Annotated in this window: 14 protein-coding genes; all 14 read right to left on the reverse strand. The window is 67.8% G+C overall.

From position 1 onward, the window contains the following. Nucleotides 1-52: 52 nt before the first annotated feature. The 14 genes from QYL93_RS06305 to QYL93_RS06370 all read right to left on the reverse strand — a co-directional run bounded on the left by QYL93_RS06305 (nucleotide 53) and on the right by QYL93_RS06370 (nucleotide 15,214). Nucleotides 53-979: a hypothetical protein gene (locus QYL93_RS06305; RefSeq protein ID WP_305742857.1), complete on the reverse strand. Its 927-nt coding sequence runs from the start codon at nucleotides 977-979 to the stop codon at nucleotides 53-55. 238 nt (nucleotides 980-1,217) lie between these two features. Further along, nucleotides 1,218-2,081, reverse strand: coding sequence for an oxaloacetate decarboxylase (locus QYL93_RS06310; RefSeq protein WP_305742858.1), 864 nt, complete (start codon nucleotides 2,079-2,081; stop codon nucleotides 1,218-1,220). Then, complete coding sequence (locus QYL93_RS06315; RefSeq protein ID WP_305742859.1) at nucleotides 2,078-3,484, reverse strand: FAD-dependent oxidoreductase; 1,407 nt, start codon at nucleotides 3,482-3,484, stop codon at nucleotides 2,078-2,080. The genes QYL93_RS06310 and QYL93_RS06315 overlap by 4 nt, the downstream gene beginning before the upstream one ends. After that, entirely contained in the window at nucleotides 3,481-4,110 is a 630-nt protein-coding gene (locus tag QYL93_RS06320) for a cysteine hydrolase family protein (protein WP_305742860.1), read from the reverse strand. The genes QYL93_RS06315 and QYL93_RS06320 overlap by 4 nt, the downstream gene beginning before the upstream one ends. Next, entirely contained in the window at nucleotides 4,107-6,149 is a 2,043-nt protein-coding gene (locus tag QYL93_RS06325; protein WP_305742861.1) for a hydantoinase/oxoprolinase family protein, read from the reverse strand. Before QYL93_RS06325 ends, QYL93_RS06320 begins: the two co-directional genes overlap by 4 nt. Next, nucleotides 6,146-7,858, reverse strand: a complete 1,713-nt coding sequence (locus QYL93_RS06330; RefSeq protein WP_305742862.1) for a hydantoinase B/oxoprolinase family protein — start codon at nucleotides 7,856-7,858, stop codon at nucleotides 6,146-6,148. Before QYL93_RS06330 ends, QYL93_RS06325 begins: the two co-directional genes overlap by 4 nt. Beyond that, nucleotides 7,851-8,354, reverse strand: coding sequence for a 3-isopropylmalate dehydratase (locus tag QYL93_RS06335; RefSeq protein ID WP_305742863.1), 504 nt, complete (start codon nucleotides 8,352-8,354; stop codon nucleotides 7,851-7,853). Before QYL93_RS06335 ends, QYL93_RS06330 begins: the two co-directional genes overlap by 8 nt. Beyond that, complete coding sequence (locus QYL93_RS06340; RefSeq protein ID WP_305742864.1) at nucleotides 8,351-9,628, reverse strand: 3-isopropylmalate dehydratase large subunit; 1,278 nt, start codon at nucleotides 9,626-9,628, stop codon at nucleotides 8,351-8,353. Before QYL93_RS06340 ends, QYL93_RS06335 begins: the two co-directional genes overlap by 4 nt. Beyond that, nucleotides 9,625-10,578 carry a tripartite tricarboxylate transporter substrate binding protein gene (locus QYL93_RS06345; protein WP_305742865.1) on the reverse strand — a complete coding sequence of 318 codons (954 nt, stop codon included), beginning with the start codon at nucleotides 10,576-10,578 and terminating at the stop codon, nucleotides 9,625-9,627. Before QYL93_RS06345 ends, QYL93_RS06340 begins: the two co-directional genes overlap by 4 nt. 32 nt (nucleotides 10,579-10,610) lie before the next feature. Beyond that, nucleotides 10,611-11,327, reverse strand: coding sequence for an ABC transporter ATP-binding protein (locus QYL93_RS06350; RefSeq protein ID WP_305742866.1), 717 nt, complete (start codon nucleotides 11,325-11,327; stop codon nucleotides 10,611-10,613). Beyond that, entirely contained in the window at nucleotides 11,324-12,085 is a 762-nt protein-coding gene (locus QYL93_RS06355) for an ABC transporter ATP-binding protein (protein WP_305742867.1), read from the reverse strand. Before QYL93_RS06355 ends, QYL93_RS06350 begins: the two co-directional genes overlap by 4 nt. Beyond that, nucleotides 12,075-13,049: a branched-chain amino acid ABC transporter permease gene (locus tag QYL93_RS06360; protein WP_179680334.1), complete on the reverse strand. Its 975-nt coding sequence runs from the start codon at nucleotides 13,047-13,049 to the stop codon at nucleotides 12,075-12,077. The genes QYL93_RS06355 and QYL93_RS06360 overlap by 11 nt, the downstream gene beginning before the upstream one ends. Continuing rightward, the gene (locus QYL93_RS06365) at nucleotides 13,046-13,918 is read right to left on the reverse strand and encodes a branched-chain amino acid ABC transporter permease (RefSeq protein ID WP_305742868.1); all 873 of its coding nucleotides are present in this window, start codon (nucleotides 13,916-13,918) and stop codon (nucleotides 13,046-13,048) included. The genes QYL93_RS06360 and QYL93_RS06365 overlap by 4 nt, the downstream gene beginning before the upstream one ends. Nucleotides 13,919-14,011: 93 nt before the next feature. Continuing rightward, a complete protein-coding gene (locus QYL93_RS06370; RefSeq protein WP_057203030.1) occupies nucleotides 14,012-15,214 on the reverse strand; it encodes an ABC transporter substrate-binding protein in 1,203 nt (400 codons plus the stop codon). Nucleotides 15,215-15,256 lie beyond the last annotated feature (42 nt).

The raw sequence follows: 15,256 nt of genomic DNA on the forward strand, positions 1-15,256 counted from the left end.
CATCCCCAACGGCGGTACTGCTGCATTTGACACGCAGCTAAAGTCTTTGCCGTCAGTAGCCTCGTGGACGAATCGTCACCTTTCCTGATCTCTGCAGCTCTCGCCAAAACTCCAGGTGCTCTGCGGGTGAGTCTGCATCGGTACAGTAGGGAACAGGCCAATTCTTTTCCGAAGCGTCATCGTCTTCTCCATAGCTTCCTGCTGCGGTGGGCGCTGCCCGGAGACTTGCGCTGAGATCGTGGACGCCCATCTGCTTTAACACGGATTCGGGCGTGACCCTCAGCTGCTGTCCCAGGCGTTCCAGTACTTCCTGCACCTTGGCCAGGTCATACGGTTCTTCGGGACAATGGTCCCAAATAAATTTGAAGACGACATCGCTGATTTGCATTGTCAGTTCGAGGCCATCCACGCTGGTGACAACAAACAGCATGTGCTCATGGTCCAGGTCGCCGAGTGCTGCGCGGCGGATTCTCCGAAACTCGGCAAAATTCCGCCGCACTTCAACGGTCTGGTCCACCGACAAAATTCTGGGTTGAGCAGGAGCGAGGCTGATCTTGCCGTGGCGAGCCTCCAAGCCTTTGAGTTCGACGACCAGATCTTCAAACACCTTCACGTACTGCTGGCGATCAAAGACAAATTCGCGCGGCTTGGAGTGGCCGTCTTTGGTGGTTGCCAAATAGTCATACGGCTCTTCGGGGAACTCCCACCGAACCGATGTGCCGTCCACCGTCATGAGGGTGGGCTCATTGATCCGGGCACATCCAGGGGTTCCACACTCGCAATTGAAAGGCCAGATTTCGCCCGAGATCAGTCCAAAGCCATAAACCTCCAAGGCTTCAAACGGATAGTCCTTGAATTTTTCAATGTACGGGTCTGCGTCAATGACGGGTACGACATGCACAAGCACGTACGGTCCCGACAATCGATTTCCCTCGGGCATCTCTTCTGTTTGAATTTCAAAGCGCAGCGTGGACGTCATTTCCAATCTCGTTTGCTCAATAACGGATTGCCATTTTGCTCCGGGCTCGCGTGCTGTCCTGCAAACAGGTGGTACAAAGAACACCGATGAATTTCGCGCCATGGCAAGGCGCCAACCGCAGGGATAGCCCATGCCATCGCGGGGATTTGCAATGCAGCCACAGTGCGAAAGACGCGGCTTCAGTACCACTTATTTGTGGGACTGCGCACCAGACGGTCGCCAATGACCTGAGTATTGTCTATTCATACTTTCGCCCCTGTTTCATCAGCTCAGGTGTCCCGATCAACCCGTTCAGGCCGTCGAAGTCCAGCATCCGCTCCTTGAACGGCGCGGTGGTCTGGTGCGTGTGCAGGCTGGCGTAATAGCCCTGCAGGGTGTGGGCCACGGCCCGCGCCGTGCCGCCCGGGAAGATGGCGATGCGAAAACCGCGCTGCCCAAGCTCCTGCGCGCTTTGCACCGGGGTCTTGCCGCCCTCGACCATGTTGGCCAGCAGCGGGATGCGGTGGGCAAAGCGCTGGCAGGCGGCGTCCATCTGCTCCGGGGTGCGCAGGGCTTCGATGAAGAGCGCATCCACACCACACTCCAGATAGCGCTCGGCGCGGTCGAACGCGGCATCGATGCCCTCGACCGCCAGCGCATCGGTGCGTGCCAGCAGCAAGGTGTGGGAATGGTGGCGCGCGTCGAGCGCAGCGCGCAGTTTGCCCACCATTTCGGCGACAGGCACCACGCTCTTGCCGTCCAGGTGGCCACAGCGCTTGGGAAAGCCCTGGTCCTCGATCTGCACCATGGCCGCGCCCGCACGCTCGAAGCCGCGCACCGTGCGCTGCACGTTGAGCGCATTGCCGAAACCGGTGTCGGCATCCACGATGACGGGCGTACGCACCCGCTCGGTGATGCGCGCCAGGGTGTCCTCCACCTCGGTGTAGGTGGTCAGGCCCACGTCGGAGCGGCCCAGCCGCGTGTAGGCGATGGAGGCACCCGAGAGGTACAGCGCCTCGAAGCCGGCCTGCTCGGCCACCAGGGCGCTCAGCGCGTCGTAGACGCCAGGGGCCAGCAGGATCTGCCGCTGCCGCAGCCGTTCATGCAAGGAAATCGTGGTCATGCGGTGGTGCCCTTGGTGGGATCGAGCAGGTGGGCGGCGGTGTGGGCGGCGATGTAGCCGCCGGCCACGGCGCTCAGCAGGCCATTGCCCGAGAGGTAGCCCCAGACGGCATCGCCCGAGACGCCGCGCGCCGCGCCGCCGGCCGCAAGCAGGTTGGGAAACGGGCAGCCCGCGGTGTCGAGCACCCGGCAGCGCGCATCGATATCGAGCCCGCCCTGGGTATGGAACAGGGCCCCCGTGACCTTGACGGCGCAGTACGGTGCCTGCAACGGCCGCGCGTTGGAGCGCGGGTACGGGCCCTGCCCTGCCAGCGTGGCCGCCAGCGCGGTTTCGTCGCAGCCGATCACAGCGGCCAGGGCCTGCACGCTGTCGCAGTGCTTCACAGCGCCGGCAGCTTCTGCATCCACGAAGTCAGGAAAACCGCGCGCCAGTGCCAGGATGGGCGCGTCGAACACATTCCAGGCCACGCCACCCGGCTGGGCGAGGACGTGCACCGAGGCCTCCGAGTAGCCCTGCGTCTCGTCATGGAAGCGCCGGCCCAGCGCGTTGACCTGCATGCCCCCCTCCATCATCAACGCCCAGGAGATCAGCGCGCCCTGGGGAATGGCCCATGAGCCGTGGCCCTGGTAGCCGCCCAGGTCGGCCAGGCGCGCGCCCAGGGCACGGCCCCAGGCAATGGCGCTGCCATCGTTGCCCGTGTGGCCGGCGAACAGTGCATCGCGCATATCGGGCAGCAGCTCGCGCACCATGGCGGCATTGCCGCCAAAGCCATTGCAGGCCAGGATGGCCGCGTCGCACGACAGGTGTTCCAGCCGCCCGCCCGGTCGCTCGTAGCCCACGCCGATCACCAGGCCGGTGTCGTCGGCCCACAACTCGCGCACGGTGGCGTCGGTCAGCAGGGAAATCTCGGCCGCCGCAGCGGCATTCGCCAGTCGGCCCATCAGGCCCACCCCGGTCTTCTCGGGCACCGCATGCATGCGGCGCACGCTGTGGCCGGGGTACAGAAAGCCGTCGAGCACCTGCCACTGCAGGCCGTGGCGCTGCTGCAGCGCATCGAGCGCGGGGCCGATGGCCCGGGCGTAGGCCTGCACCAGCTGCGGTGCCGCCCTGCCCTTGGCTTTGGCGCTGATGTCGGCGGCAAAGCGCTCGGGGCTGTCGTCAATGCCCAGTTCCTTCTGCACCCGCGTGGCCGGTGCCGGGATGAAGCCCGAAGACAGGGCCGAGGAGCCCGTGGGCGTGGCATCGCGCTCCAGCACGGCGCATTCGATACCCAGGTCGTGCAGCATCAGCGCGGCCGTCAGGCCGCAGGCGCCGCCGCCAACGATGGCCACGGGCACATGGTTGCCCTGCGCGGCCGCAGGCATCCGGTCGGCGCGGCGAATGGTCGGCAGCGTGCCCGTCATGGCGTGCCAGCCGCCAGCGCAGCCATGAAATCGGCGCAGTTCAGCACCTGGGCCACGGTGGCCATATCGGCCAGCGCGGTGTCGTGCACGTCCTGGCGGAAGGCGGCGCAGCCGTCCGACAGCACCAGGGTGCGGTAGTCGCGCATGTGGGCATCGCGCACCGTGCTGGCCACGCCGCCGTTGGTGACGATGCCGCACACCGCCAAGGTGTCGATACCGGCGCGGCGCAGCACCCAGTCGAGCTGTGTGTTGAAAAAGGCCGAATAGGCCACCTTGCACACCGAGAGGTCCACCCAGGGCGCGATATCGGGCACATGGGCTTGGCCTCGGCTGCCGGGCGCGAAGTCGCCGCGCCGCAGGAAGGGCCGCAAGGTCTTGAGGTGGGGCGAGACCATGGGCTCGCCCTGCGCATCAGGCCACAGCGTGAACTGGCTGCCTGCGACCAGGCCGCCCCCGGCCTTGACGGATGTGGCCACCTGCGCCACACGCGCCGGCAAGGCCTGCGCCGCAGGGCTGACCGCGCCGCCGCGCGCATAGGCCCCGTCGGCCGCGAGAAAATCGTTCTGCAGGTCGATGATGACCAGCGCCACGCGCCGGGTGTGCGGAGGGGATACGGCGGCCGTCATGCGGCACGCACCAAAAGATTGCCCAGCGTGTCCACGGTGGCGTGAAAGCCTGGCTCCAGCCACACCGTGGTGTCGGGCTGCTCCAGGATGGCCGGGCCATCGATGCGTGCGCCCACCGGCAGGTCCAGCCGTGTGTGGCGCGCTGCATCCCACCACCGGCCGGCATGGAACACGCGCTGCACGCCCAGGGCGGGGTTCAGCGTGGTCGATTGCGGGGCCAGCACCGTGAGGTCGAACTTGGGGCGCACACCCACGCGGGCGTAGCGCAGGTTCATCACCCGCACCGCGATGCCGTCGAGCACCCGGCCGAAGGCGGCGCGGTAGGCGGCCTCGAACGCCGCCTGGATGCCCTCGCGGTGGAGCGCGTCGGCCGCCAGCGGCACCTGCACCGTGTGCGTCTGCCCTGCATAGAGCATGTCCAGCGTGATGATTTCCTGCACCTGCACAAACTGCACGCCGGCCGAATCCAGCCGCTGCTGGCAGGCGGCAGACACAGCCTGCACGCGCTGGCGCAGGTCGGCCAGGTCCAGGTCTGCCAGGGGTTTGTTCAGGGTCTGCACGGCATCGTGGCGCATGTCGGCCATCACGCAACCCAGTGCGGACGTGACGCCGGGGTAGCGCGGCACGATGCCCGTGCCCACGCCCACCTCGCGCATCATGGCACAGACATGCAGCGCGCCACCACCGCCAAAGGGCATGTACGCGAACTGGCGCGGGTCGTGCCCGCGCTCGATGGAGACCACGCGCACGGCACCTGCCATCTTGGCATTGGCCACGGTCAGGATGGCCTCGGCCGCCGCCATCACATCCAGGCCCAGGGGCAGCGCCACGTGGGTGGCGATGGCCTCGCGGGATTTGCCTGCGTCCATGGCGGCGAGCAGACCACCTCCCAGAGGGCGGTCGGCCGCGATGCGGCCCAGCAGCACATTGGCATCGGTCACCGTGGGCCGGGTGTTGCCGCGCCCGTAGCAGGCGGGGCCGGGCACGCTGCCGGCCGACTCGGGGCCCACCTGCAGCATGCCGCTGGCGTCCACCGAGGCGATGGAGCCGCCCCCCGCGCCAATGGTCTCGATCTGGATCATGGGCGAGCGCACCACCATGCCGAACTCGATGGAGGTTTGCGCGGCCAGGGCCGCCTCGCCCCCTGCCACCAGCGACACGTCGAACGAGGTACCCCCCATGTCGCCCGTGATCGCATCGGGAAACCCCGCCGCCCGCGCGATGGCCGCGCAGGCGATCACCCCCGCTGCCGGGCCCGACAGCGCGGTGCGCACCGGCACATCGCAGGCCGTCTGGCGCGACATCACGCCGCCATTGCTCTGCACGATGAGCAACTCGCCGCCGAAGCCCTGGGCGCGCAGATCGCCCTCCAGCCGCTCCAGGTAGCTGCCCACCACGGGCTGCAAGGCGGCGTTGAGCGTGGCGGTGGAGCAGCGCTCGAACTCGCGTATCTCGGGCAGCACCTCGCTGGCGGCCGTCACATGCCGGTTGGGCCACAGGCTGCGCACGGTGGCCACGGCCGCCTGCTCGTTGGCCGGGTTGGCGTAGGTGTTGATGAAGAACACACAGACGGCCTCGCAGCCTGCATCGAGCAATGCCTGCGCCTGGGCCTTGACCTGGGCCAGATCCACCGGCGTGTGCACCGAGCCATCGGCCAGCACGCGCTCGTCAACCTCCAGGCGCAGGTGGCGCGGCACGATGGGCTCGAAGCTGCCGCGCAGGCCCCAGGTCTGCGGGCGGTCGCGCCGGCGCATCTCCAGCACGTCGCGAAAGCCGCGCGTGGTGATGATGCCGGTGCGCGCCACCTTGCGCTCCAGCAGCGCATTGGTGCCCACCGTCGTGCCATGCACGATGGTGGCGATGGCCGAGGCCGAATCCGCCACGCGCGCCACGCCGTTCATGAAGCCGCGCGCCTCCTCCCCCCGGGTCGAAGGCACCTTGACGATGCGCGCACTGCCATCGGCCTCGTCGAGCACGAACAGATCGGTGAAGGTGCCACCCACGTCCACACCCACCACAAAGGAAGCCTTGCCGCTCATGCTGCGCCTTTCACTGCTGCTGCGCTGTTGTCCGCCACCACATAACCCATCGCTTCGTCGCTCTGGCGCGCCGCAGCTGTCCGCGCCGCCGGAATGCCGTAGCCCCCGCCACCGGGCGTCTCCAGCCGCACGCGCTCGCCCTTTTGCAGCTTGATGCCAATCATCTTCGAGCGCATGGGCGGCGTCTTCCACTCGCCCGCGTTCTCGTAGCTGAAGACGTTCATGGCAGCCTCCCCACCCCCGGCGATGCCCTGGGGCGCCGCCTTGCCGCGCTCGCCGAAGATGAAGACCTCGGCGTCCTGCTCCAGCAGCTCGATCTCGTAGATGGCCCCCAGGCCCCCCCGGTGCTGGCCGTCGCCGCCCGAGCCCGGGCGCAGCGCCCATTGCGTGAAGCGCACGGGGTACGCCGCCTCCAGGATCTCCAGCGGCGGGATGGTCGCCGTGGAAATGGGCGCATTGCCATGGCTCATGCCATCGCCGTCCGAATGCCCGCCATGCCCGCCACCGAAGAAACTGAACATCACCCAGCGCTGGCCCTTGCGGGATGCATCGGTGCGGTGGCCGGCGATGGACAGCGCGTTGATGGTGCCGTAGGCCTGGGCCATGGCCCGTTCTGGCGCGGCCAGGGCCGTGGCGCTGAAAATCACGTCGATCATGCGCAAAATGGTCTCGGTGTAGCCGCCCACCGGACGCGGCCGCGCGGCGCTGATCACCAGGCCATCGGGCAGCACGAAGTCCACCGCGTCGAGCACCCCGGCATTGGCCGGCACGTCCGGGAACAGGTGCTTGAGCGCCACATAGCAGGCCGCGATGGCCGTGGCGCGCGAGATGTTCACCGGCCCGGCGCACTGGGGCGAGGTGCGTGAGAAGTCGAGCGTGAGCCGGTCGCCCTGCACGGTCATGTCCAGGGCGATGGTCAGCGCCTCGTCCTGCACGCCGTCGTTGTCGAGCATGTCGCTGAAGCTGTAGCGCCCATCGGGCAGCGCCGCGATGTGCGAGCGCATGAGTTTCACGGCGCGCGTGCGCAGCTCGCCCATGGCCTGCAGCACCACGGTGTCGCCGTACTGGTCGAGCAGGTCATGCAGGCGCCGCTCGCCCAGGTCCAGGGCCGACAGCTGCCCATTGAGGTCGCCCCACAGGCTGTCGGGCAGGCGGGTGTTAGCCTTGAGGATTGCCAGCACGTCCTCGTCGAGCGCGCCGCCGCGCACGATGCGCACCGGCGGTATCTGCACCGCCTCCTGCCAGCACTCGGTGGCGGCGGGGTTGTAGTTGCCGGGCACATTGCCGCCCACATCGTGCCAGTGCGCGGCCGAGGCGAGAAAGCAGTACAGCCTGCCCTCGCGAAAGAACGGCCGCACCAGCTTGAAGTCGTTGGCATGCGTGCCGCCCTCGTACGGGTCGTTGAACAGCCAGGTATCGCCCTCTAGCATGCCGCCGCGCCCGGCGGCGATGCGCATGGCCGCGCGCACCGCGAAGGCCATGGCCCCCACGAACACCGGCAGGCCCGACTTGCCCTGCACCAGCGTATCGCCGCTCACCGCGTCGTACAGGCCATGGCAGGCATCGTGTGCCTCGGCGATGATGGGGTTGAACGCGCTGCGGTACAGCGTGGCGTCCATCTCGTCGGCGATCTGCTCGAGCCGCCCGCGCAGCACGGCCAGCGTGACCGGGTCCATCGAGGTTGCTGTGGTTGTGGTGTTTTCAGCCATTGATGGCCTCCTTGCCAAATCGGGCGCGCAGCTGGTTCATCAAGCCGCCAGCGCGCACCATGTCCATGAGAAACGGGGGAATCGGATCGCACGCCAGGCGCCTGCCATTCGCGGTGATCACCGCAGGGGACTGCCAGTCGAGGGCGATCTGCTCGCCTTCGCCCACCTGGTCTGCCTGCGGGCAGGTCAGCAGTAGCAGGCCCAGGTTGAAGGCGTTGCGAAAGTACAGGCCGCTGAACGAAGGCGCGATGACCGCCACGATGCCCAGCCGCACGAGCACCGCAGCGGCCTGTTCGCGCGAGGATCCGATGCCGAAATTGGGGCCGGCCACGATCACGTCGCCCTTCCCTGCCCCGCCCACGAAGTCCGGCCGCACCGATTCCAGGCAGTGCCGCGCCAGCACGTCGATGCCATGCTTCATCGCGTGGCCCGGGGCCAGCACATCGGTGTCGATGTCGGCGCCGAGCTTCCAGACCCTGTGCAGTGCGGCGCTCATGCCAGCACCTCGCGCGGGTCGGCAATGCGACCCTTGAGGGCCGAGGCGGCCACGGTGTAGGGCGAGGCCAGGTACACCTGGGCCGTGGCCGAGCCCATGCGCCCCTTGAAATTGCGCGCCGTGCTGGAAATCACGGTGGTCCCATCGCCCACGCTATCGCCATAGCCGGCGCAGGCGCCGCAGGTGGTCGGGAACAGCTCGGCACCCGCATCCTCCAGCACCTGCAGCACGCCTTCGGCGCGCGCCGCGGCCTGGTCCTGCTGGCTGGCAGGCGCCACCATCAGGCGCACCCCACTGGCCACACGCTGGCCGCGCAGCACGCGGGCGGCGGCGCGAAGGTCGTCGAGCTTGGCGCCGGTGCAGGCCCCGATGTAGGCCACGTCGATGCGCGTGCCCGCATGCTGGCCCACCGCAGCGGTATTGGCGGGGCTGTGGGGCGCGGCCACCTGGGGTGCCAGGGTGCCGGCGTCGAAATCATGGCGGGTGAGCGGCGCGCCGGGGTCGGTCGCCCAGGCATCCAGGCCTTGCAGATCGGCTTCTGGCACGCCGTGGGCGGCCAGCCAGTCCCGCGTGGTCGCGTCGGGGGCGATCAGGCCTGCCTGCGCACCCAGCTCGGCGCTCATGTTCGAGAGCGTCATGCGCTCCTGCATCGACAGGGCCTGCACGGCCGGGCCGGCAAACTCCACGGCCTGGTACTCGCCGCCGTTCATACCGAAGCGGCCGATCATGTGCAGCATCATGTCCTTGGCGGTCACGCCGGCTGCCAGGTGCCCGCTCCAGTGCATCTGCAGGGTGTGGGGCACGCGCAGCCAGATCTCGCCCGTGACCACCACGCCCAGCATCTCGGTGCTGCCGATGCCGAACATGTAGGCACCGAAGGCACCGCCCGTGGGCGAATGCGAGTCGCCCCCCACGCAGAACATGCCGGGGCGGATGTGGCCGTGCTGCGGCACCACCACATGGCAGATGCCCTGACCGTCGTACACGTGGGGCAAGGCCTGCTCGCGCGCCCAGTCGCGTGCGATGCGCACGATTCGGCGCGACTCCTCATCGCGCTCGGGCAGGTAATGGTCCATGACCAGCACCACGCGCGACTTGTCCCAGATGGTGGCGCCCAGCTCGTCGAGCATGGGCTTGAGCCGCCGGGGGCCGGACGAGTCGTGGAACATCGCCAGGTCCACCCGGCAGTTGACGATATCACCCGGCGCCAGCCCGGTGCGCCCGCTCGCGCGGGTCACCAGCTTTTGCGCCAGGGTGCTGGGCTGGAAGGTCATTCGGGCTTGGCTCCGGCAAAACGCACGACCTTGGCCCAGCGCGGTATCTCGGCCTTGACGAAGCGGGCGAACTCCTCGGGGCTGTTGCCTACGGGCACGGCACCCTCGGTCTCCAGGCGCTTTTTCACCTCGGGCGTGGCGATGGCCTGGCGAGCTGCGTCGCTCAGGCGCTTGGCCAACTCGGGGGCCATATTCCCGGGCCCGAACAGGCCGAACCAGGCGCTCGACTCGTAGCCCGGCAGCACTTCGGAGATCGCTGGCACGTCCGGGAAGGCCGGCAGGCGCCGGGCACTGGTGACGCCGAGCGCCCTGAGCTTGCCCGCCCGCACCTGCGCCTGGGCGTTGCCCACGGCGGCGAACATCAGCTCCACCTGCCCGGCCAGCACGTCCTGCAGCGCCGGGGCCGTGCCGCGGTAGGGAATGTTGACGATGTAGGCGCCCGATTGCATCTTGAACGCATCGCCCGCCAGGTGCAGCGAGGAGCCCACGGCACCGATGGCGAAATTGAGCTTGCCCGGCCGCGCCTTGGCCAGCGCGATGAGCTCGCGCACGTCCTTGGCCGGCACCGAGGGATTGGCCACCAGGATCGAGGGCGAGGTTGCCACGCAGGTCAACGGGGTGAAATCCTTGATGGGGTCGAAGGGCAGCGAGGGGTAGAGGCTGGCGTTGATGGCGTGGCTCGTGAAGCTCATGAGCAGGGTGTTGCCATCGGGCGCGGCCTTGGCCACGGCATCTGCCGCGATGTTGCCGCCGGCGCCCGGACGGTTTTCCACCACCACGGTGCGGCCAAGCTGGCGCCCCATCTCGCTGGCCAGGTTGCGCGCGAGGGTGTCGGTGGAGCCGCCCGCTGGCGCGCCCACGAGGATGCGTATGGGGGCGTTCTGGGCCAGGGCGTGCCCCAAGGGCAGCGCCGCTGGCAAGGCCAGCAGCAGTTTTCGGCGTGGGATCATGGTGTGTCTCCGGGTGGGGGCATCTGCGTGCCTCAAAGTCCGAGGTAGGCGCGGCGCAGTTCGTCGCTGCGCAACAGTTCATCGGGCGCACCGGAAAAGCGGATGCTCCCGTTCTCCATCACATAGGCGCGGTCGGCGATCTCCAGCGACTGGCCCACGTTCTGCTCCACGAGCAGCACGGCCAGGCCCGTGGAGCGCAACTGGCGGATCAGCCCGAACATCTCTTCGACCAATAGGGGCGACAGGCCCAGCGAGGGCTCGTCCAGGATCAAGAGGCGCGGCTCGGCCATCAGGCCGCGTCCGATGGCCAGCATCTGCTGCTCGCCGCCGCTCATGGTGCCGGCCAGTTGGGTAATGCGCTCCTTCAGGCGAGGAAAGGTGGCGAACACCTTGTCGATATTCTCGGCACGGCGCTCGCGGGCGCGCGAAAAGCTGCCCAGCGAAAGGTTTTCGAGCACGCTGAGGTTCGGGAAGATCTTGCGCCCCTCGGGCACCTGGATCAGCCCGGCCTTGACGACCGCCGTGTAGTGCGCACCGCTCAGGTCGGCGCCGCCGAAGGCCACGCGCCCGGCCCAGGCCGGGTAAATGCCGCAGACCACGTTGTTGAGCGTGGACTTGCCCGCGCCGTTGCTGCCCAGCAGGGCTACGGTTTCGCCGGGGTTCACCTGCAGGTCCACCCCACGCAGCACCTCCACGCGGCCATAGCCGCCGCGCAGGCCGGCGATATCAAGCAGTGGGCCCGTGCTCATGCGGCCTCCTTGGCGGCCGCAGCGCGCAGGCGCGCCGCCGTGCCATGGCCCAGATAGGCCTCGATCACACGCTCGTCGGATGTCACCGTGGCGGGGTTGCCCTCGGCGATCAGCTGGCCCTGGGCCAGCACCCACACTTGCTCGGCCAGGTTCATCACGGCCTGCATCACGTGCTCGATCATCAGCACCGTCACACCGCCCTCTGCAATGCCGCGCACCACGGGAATCATCTCAGCAATCTCCTGGGGATTGAGGCCGGCCAGCACCTCGTCGAGCAGCAACAGGCGCGGCCGGGTGGCCAGTGCGCGCGCCAGCTCCAGCCGCTTGCGCCCGGCCACGGTGAGGTCCGATGCAGGCTTGTCGAGCTGCGCCGACAGGCCCACGCGCGCCGCCACCTCGGTGGCCAGTGCCAGGGCCGCCGCGCGGCGCGGCTCGTGCAGGTGGGCGCCCACGGCGATGTTTTCGCGCACCGTCTGGGCTGCAAAGGGCTGCACGATCTGGAAGGTGCGGGCCATGCCCAGGCGGGCGTTGAGGTGCGGCGCCTGGCCGGTGATGTCGCGCCCGGCGAACTGCACCGTGCCCGAGTCAGGCTTCACGAAGCCGGTCATCAGTGCGAACAGCGTGGTCTTGCCAGCGCCATTGGGCCCGATCAGCGCGGTCAGCGAGCCTTCGGGCACCGTGAGACTGACGTTCTGCACCGCCTTGAGGCCGCCGAACGACTTGCCCAGCCCCGTGAGGGTCAACAGCTCATTGGCCATGGCGACCTCCCGAACGTTTCCACAGGTCCACCACCGACTGGCCCAGGCCCGCAATGCCGCGCGGCAGGAACATGACGATGAGCACCAGCACCGTGCCATAGATCACCATGTTGATCCCCGGCAACTGGCCGAACAGGTTGCGCGTGAGGTCGGCCAGCACGTGCAGCACTAGGGCACCGAGCACCGGACCCCAGATGGTGCCGATGCCGCCCACGATGGCCGCCACCAGCGCTTCCACCGACGTCACCGACCCATAGGCGATGCCCGGGTCGATGTACTGGAACACCTGCACGTAGAACGCCCCGGCCGCGCCCATAAAGCCACCTGACAAGGCGATGGCGCCCATCTTCACCGTGAACGGGTTGACGCCGATGGCGCGCGCGGCATCCTCGTTGTCGCGCACGGCCTGCAGCCAGGCGCCGAAGCGCGAGTTGCGCAGCCACCAGCTCACCAGCAGCGCCAGGGTGACCAGCGCCAGGATCAGGAACACATAGCCCTTGCGGGAGCCGAACTGCATGTTGCCCAGCGACTCCCTGAGCGGCAGCATCAGCCCCACGCCCGCCCCGGTGAACGGCACCGACAGCGCCAGGATGCGGAACACCTCGGCAAAAGCCAGCGTGACCAGCGCGAAGTACGAGCCCTTGAGCCCGTAGCGGAACGACAGCCCGCCCACGAACAGTCCGACCAGCGCACTGCCGGCCACCGCCATGGGCAGCGCCAGCCAGGCGTTGATGCCGCCCTGCATCTGTGCAATGGCCTGGATGTAGGCACCCGTGCCGAAGAACAGCGCATGGCCGAAGGAGAACTGGCCGCCAAAGCCGCCCAGGATGTTCCAGGCCTGCGCCAGCAAGGCAGCGTACAGCGCCATCATCACGAAGTTGAGCAGCACGCCCGAGTCGGACCAGCCCGTGAGGGCTGCGATGGCCAGTGCGAAGAGGCCGATGGCCCAAAGTTGCTTGTTCACTGCCTGGCTCCAAAAAGGCCCTGCGGGCGAAACAGCAAGACGGCGATGAAGATGGCGAAGATGCCGATCTGCCCCAGCGATTCGCCCAGGAACAGCCCCCCGAGCGACTCCACCACCCCGATCAGCAGCCCACCCACCAGCGCGCCGGTGAAGCTGCCCATGCCGCCGAGCACGACGATGGTGAAGGCCACCAGCACGAAGCCGCTGCCCACCTGCGGGTTGACGTAGTAGGCCGGCAGCAGGAAGCAGGCGGCCGCCCCCAGGCAGGCCAGGCCGATGCCGAAGCTCATGGCGTAGACATGGTCCACATGGATGCCCATGAGCTTGGCGCCGTGCTTTTCGCGCGCCACGGCGCGGATGGCGCGGCCCAGGTCGGTGCGCCCCACGATCCACAGCAGCAGGCCCGAGACCACCAGCGCCCCGGCAAACGACACTAGCTTGGGCAGCGCGATCATGGCCGGCCCGATGGCCACGGTGGTCAGGGTGTAGCCCGTCTCGATGGTGCGTGTGTCGGACTTGAAGAACAGTAGTGCCAGGTTCTCCATGACGATGGAGATACCCAGCGTGACCAGCAGGATGTTCTCGTCCTTGCCGTGGCTGGCGCGGTTGATGACCACGCGCTGCAGCACATAGCCCAGGGCGAACATGCCGGGCACGAGGATGGGCAGCGCCAGGTAGGGATCGATCCCCCAGTGCTGCTTGAGCAGGTAGACGGCGTACAGCGCCAGCATCAGCGACGCGCCATGCGCGAAGTTGATGATGTGCAGCACGCCGTAGATCAGCGTGAGGCCCAGCGCGATCAGCGCGTAGACCGCGCCGGTCGTCAGGCCGTTGAGGACCGAGGGGAAAAGGATGCTGAGCTCGAACATGGGTGCGGTGTCTGCGGCATGTCAGGCAAAGGCGTAGCATGGCGCCAGGCTTTCTGGCGCCGGAAACAGAGATTCAGGCATGGTCTTGGGCTCTCAGGCCTTCAGCGGAAAAAGCGGGTCCGCTTCGCGGTAGTCGCGCGGGATGATGACCTTGATGTCCTTGTTCAGCACCTGGGTCATGAGCGGCTGGGCACCCTGGTTCTGACCGGCCACGAACTTCGTGGCGCCGTACGGCATGATGTGGTCGGCAAAGGTGCTCTTTTCCAGCGCGTCGATGATGGCGGCGCGGTCCACCGATTTGGCTCGCTCCAGCGCATCGGCCAGCAGCCACATGGACGTGTAGGTCATGAACAGCTCGTAGCTGAAGAAAAGGCCCTTGGCCTCCACGCGCTTCTTGAGGTCCTGCGCCCGCTTGTCCTTGGGGTTGAACCAGTGATTGCAGTCGATGATGCCGTTGGCCGCGTCCGGAAACTCCTTGACGAACTTGTAGCTCGACGCGGCGCCGCCCAGCACCGAATAGATGGCCTTGGGCGTGACCTTTTGCTGCTGCATGGTGCGCACCAGCAGCGCGTACTCGTTGTAGTAGTTGGCGGGGATCACGATGTCGGGGTTGATCGCCTTCATGCGCAGCACGATGTTGTTGAAGTCGCGCGTGGGGTTGGCGTGCTTGACGACCTCCTTGACCTCGTAGCCGTAGCCCGGCAGCTCGCGCGCCAGCAACTGGGCCGTGCCCGAGCCGAACAGCGACTCTTCATGGATGATCATTACCGTCTTGGCGGGCTTGCCGGCCGCGGTGTTGAGCACGTGCAGGTTGGCCACGGCGGTTTCGGCGCATTTCTTGTAGCCGGGGCCGAAGCGGAAGGTGTTCTTCAGCCCGCGCTCCACGATCTGGTCGGCCACGCCCACGTCCACGATGTGCGGCAGGTTGTACTTGGCGGCCGCCTGCGTGGTCGCCAGGCAGATGGCCGAGGCAAACGCCCCCACCACGGCGGACACGCCCGCCTCGTTCATCTTCTCCACCTCGGCCGCGCCTGCCTGGGGCTGGGATTGCGCATCGCCCAGCAGGGCCTCGAGTTTGGCGCCGCCCAGCGACTTGATGCCGCCGGCCTTGTTGATGTCCTCGATGGCCATCATCGCGCCTTCACGGCACTGCTGGCCCGAGTAGGCCAGCGCGCCCGTCACGGGGTGCAGCACCCCTACCTTGACTGCCTTGGCCTGTGCGCCGCCCACCAGGGGGAAGGCCAGGGCCGATGCGGCGGCGGCCGACTGGGATAGGAAATGGCGGCGGTTGCTCATGGGCGTTCTCCTTGGGGGGATGGTCGAGGGGGGATCGTTGTA

The organism is Acidovorax sp. A1169 (assembly GCF_030704685.1).
In the GTDB taxonomy this organism is placed as follows: domain Bacteria; phylum Pseudomonadota; class Gammaproteobacteria; order Burkholderiales; family Burkholderiaceae_C; genus Acidovorax.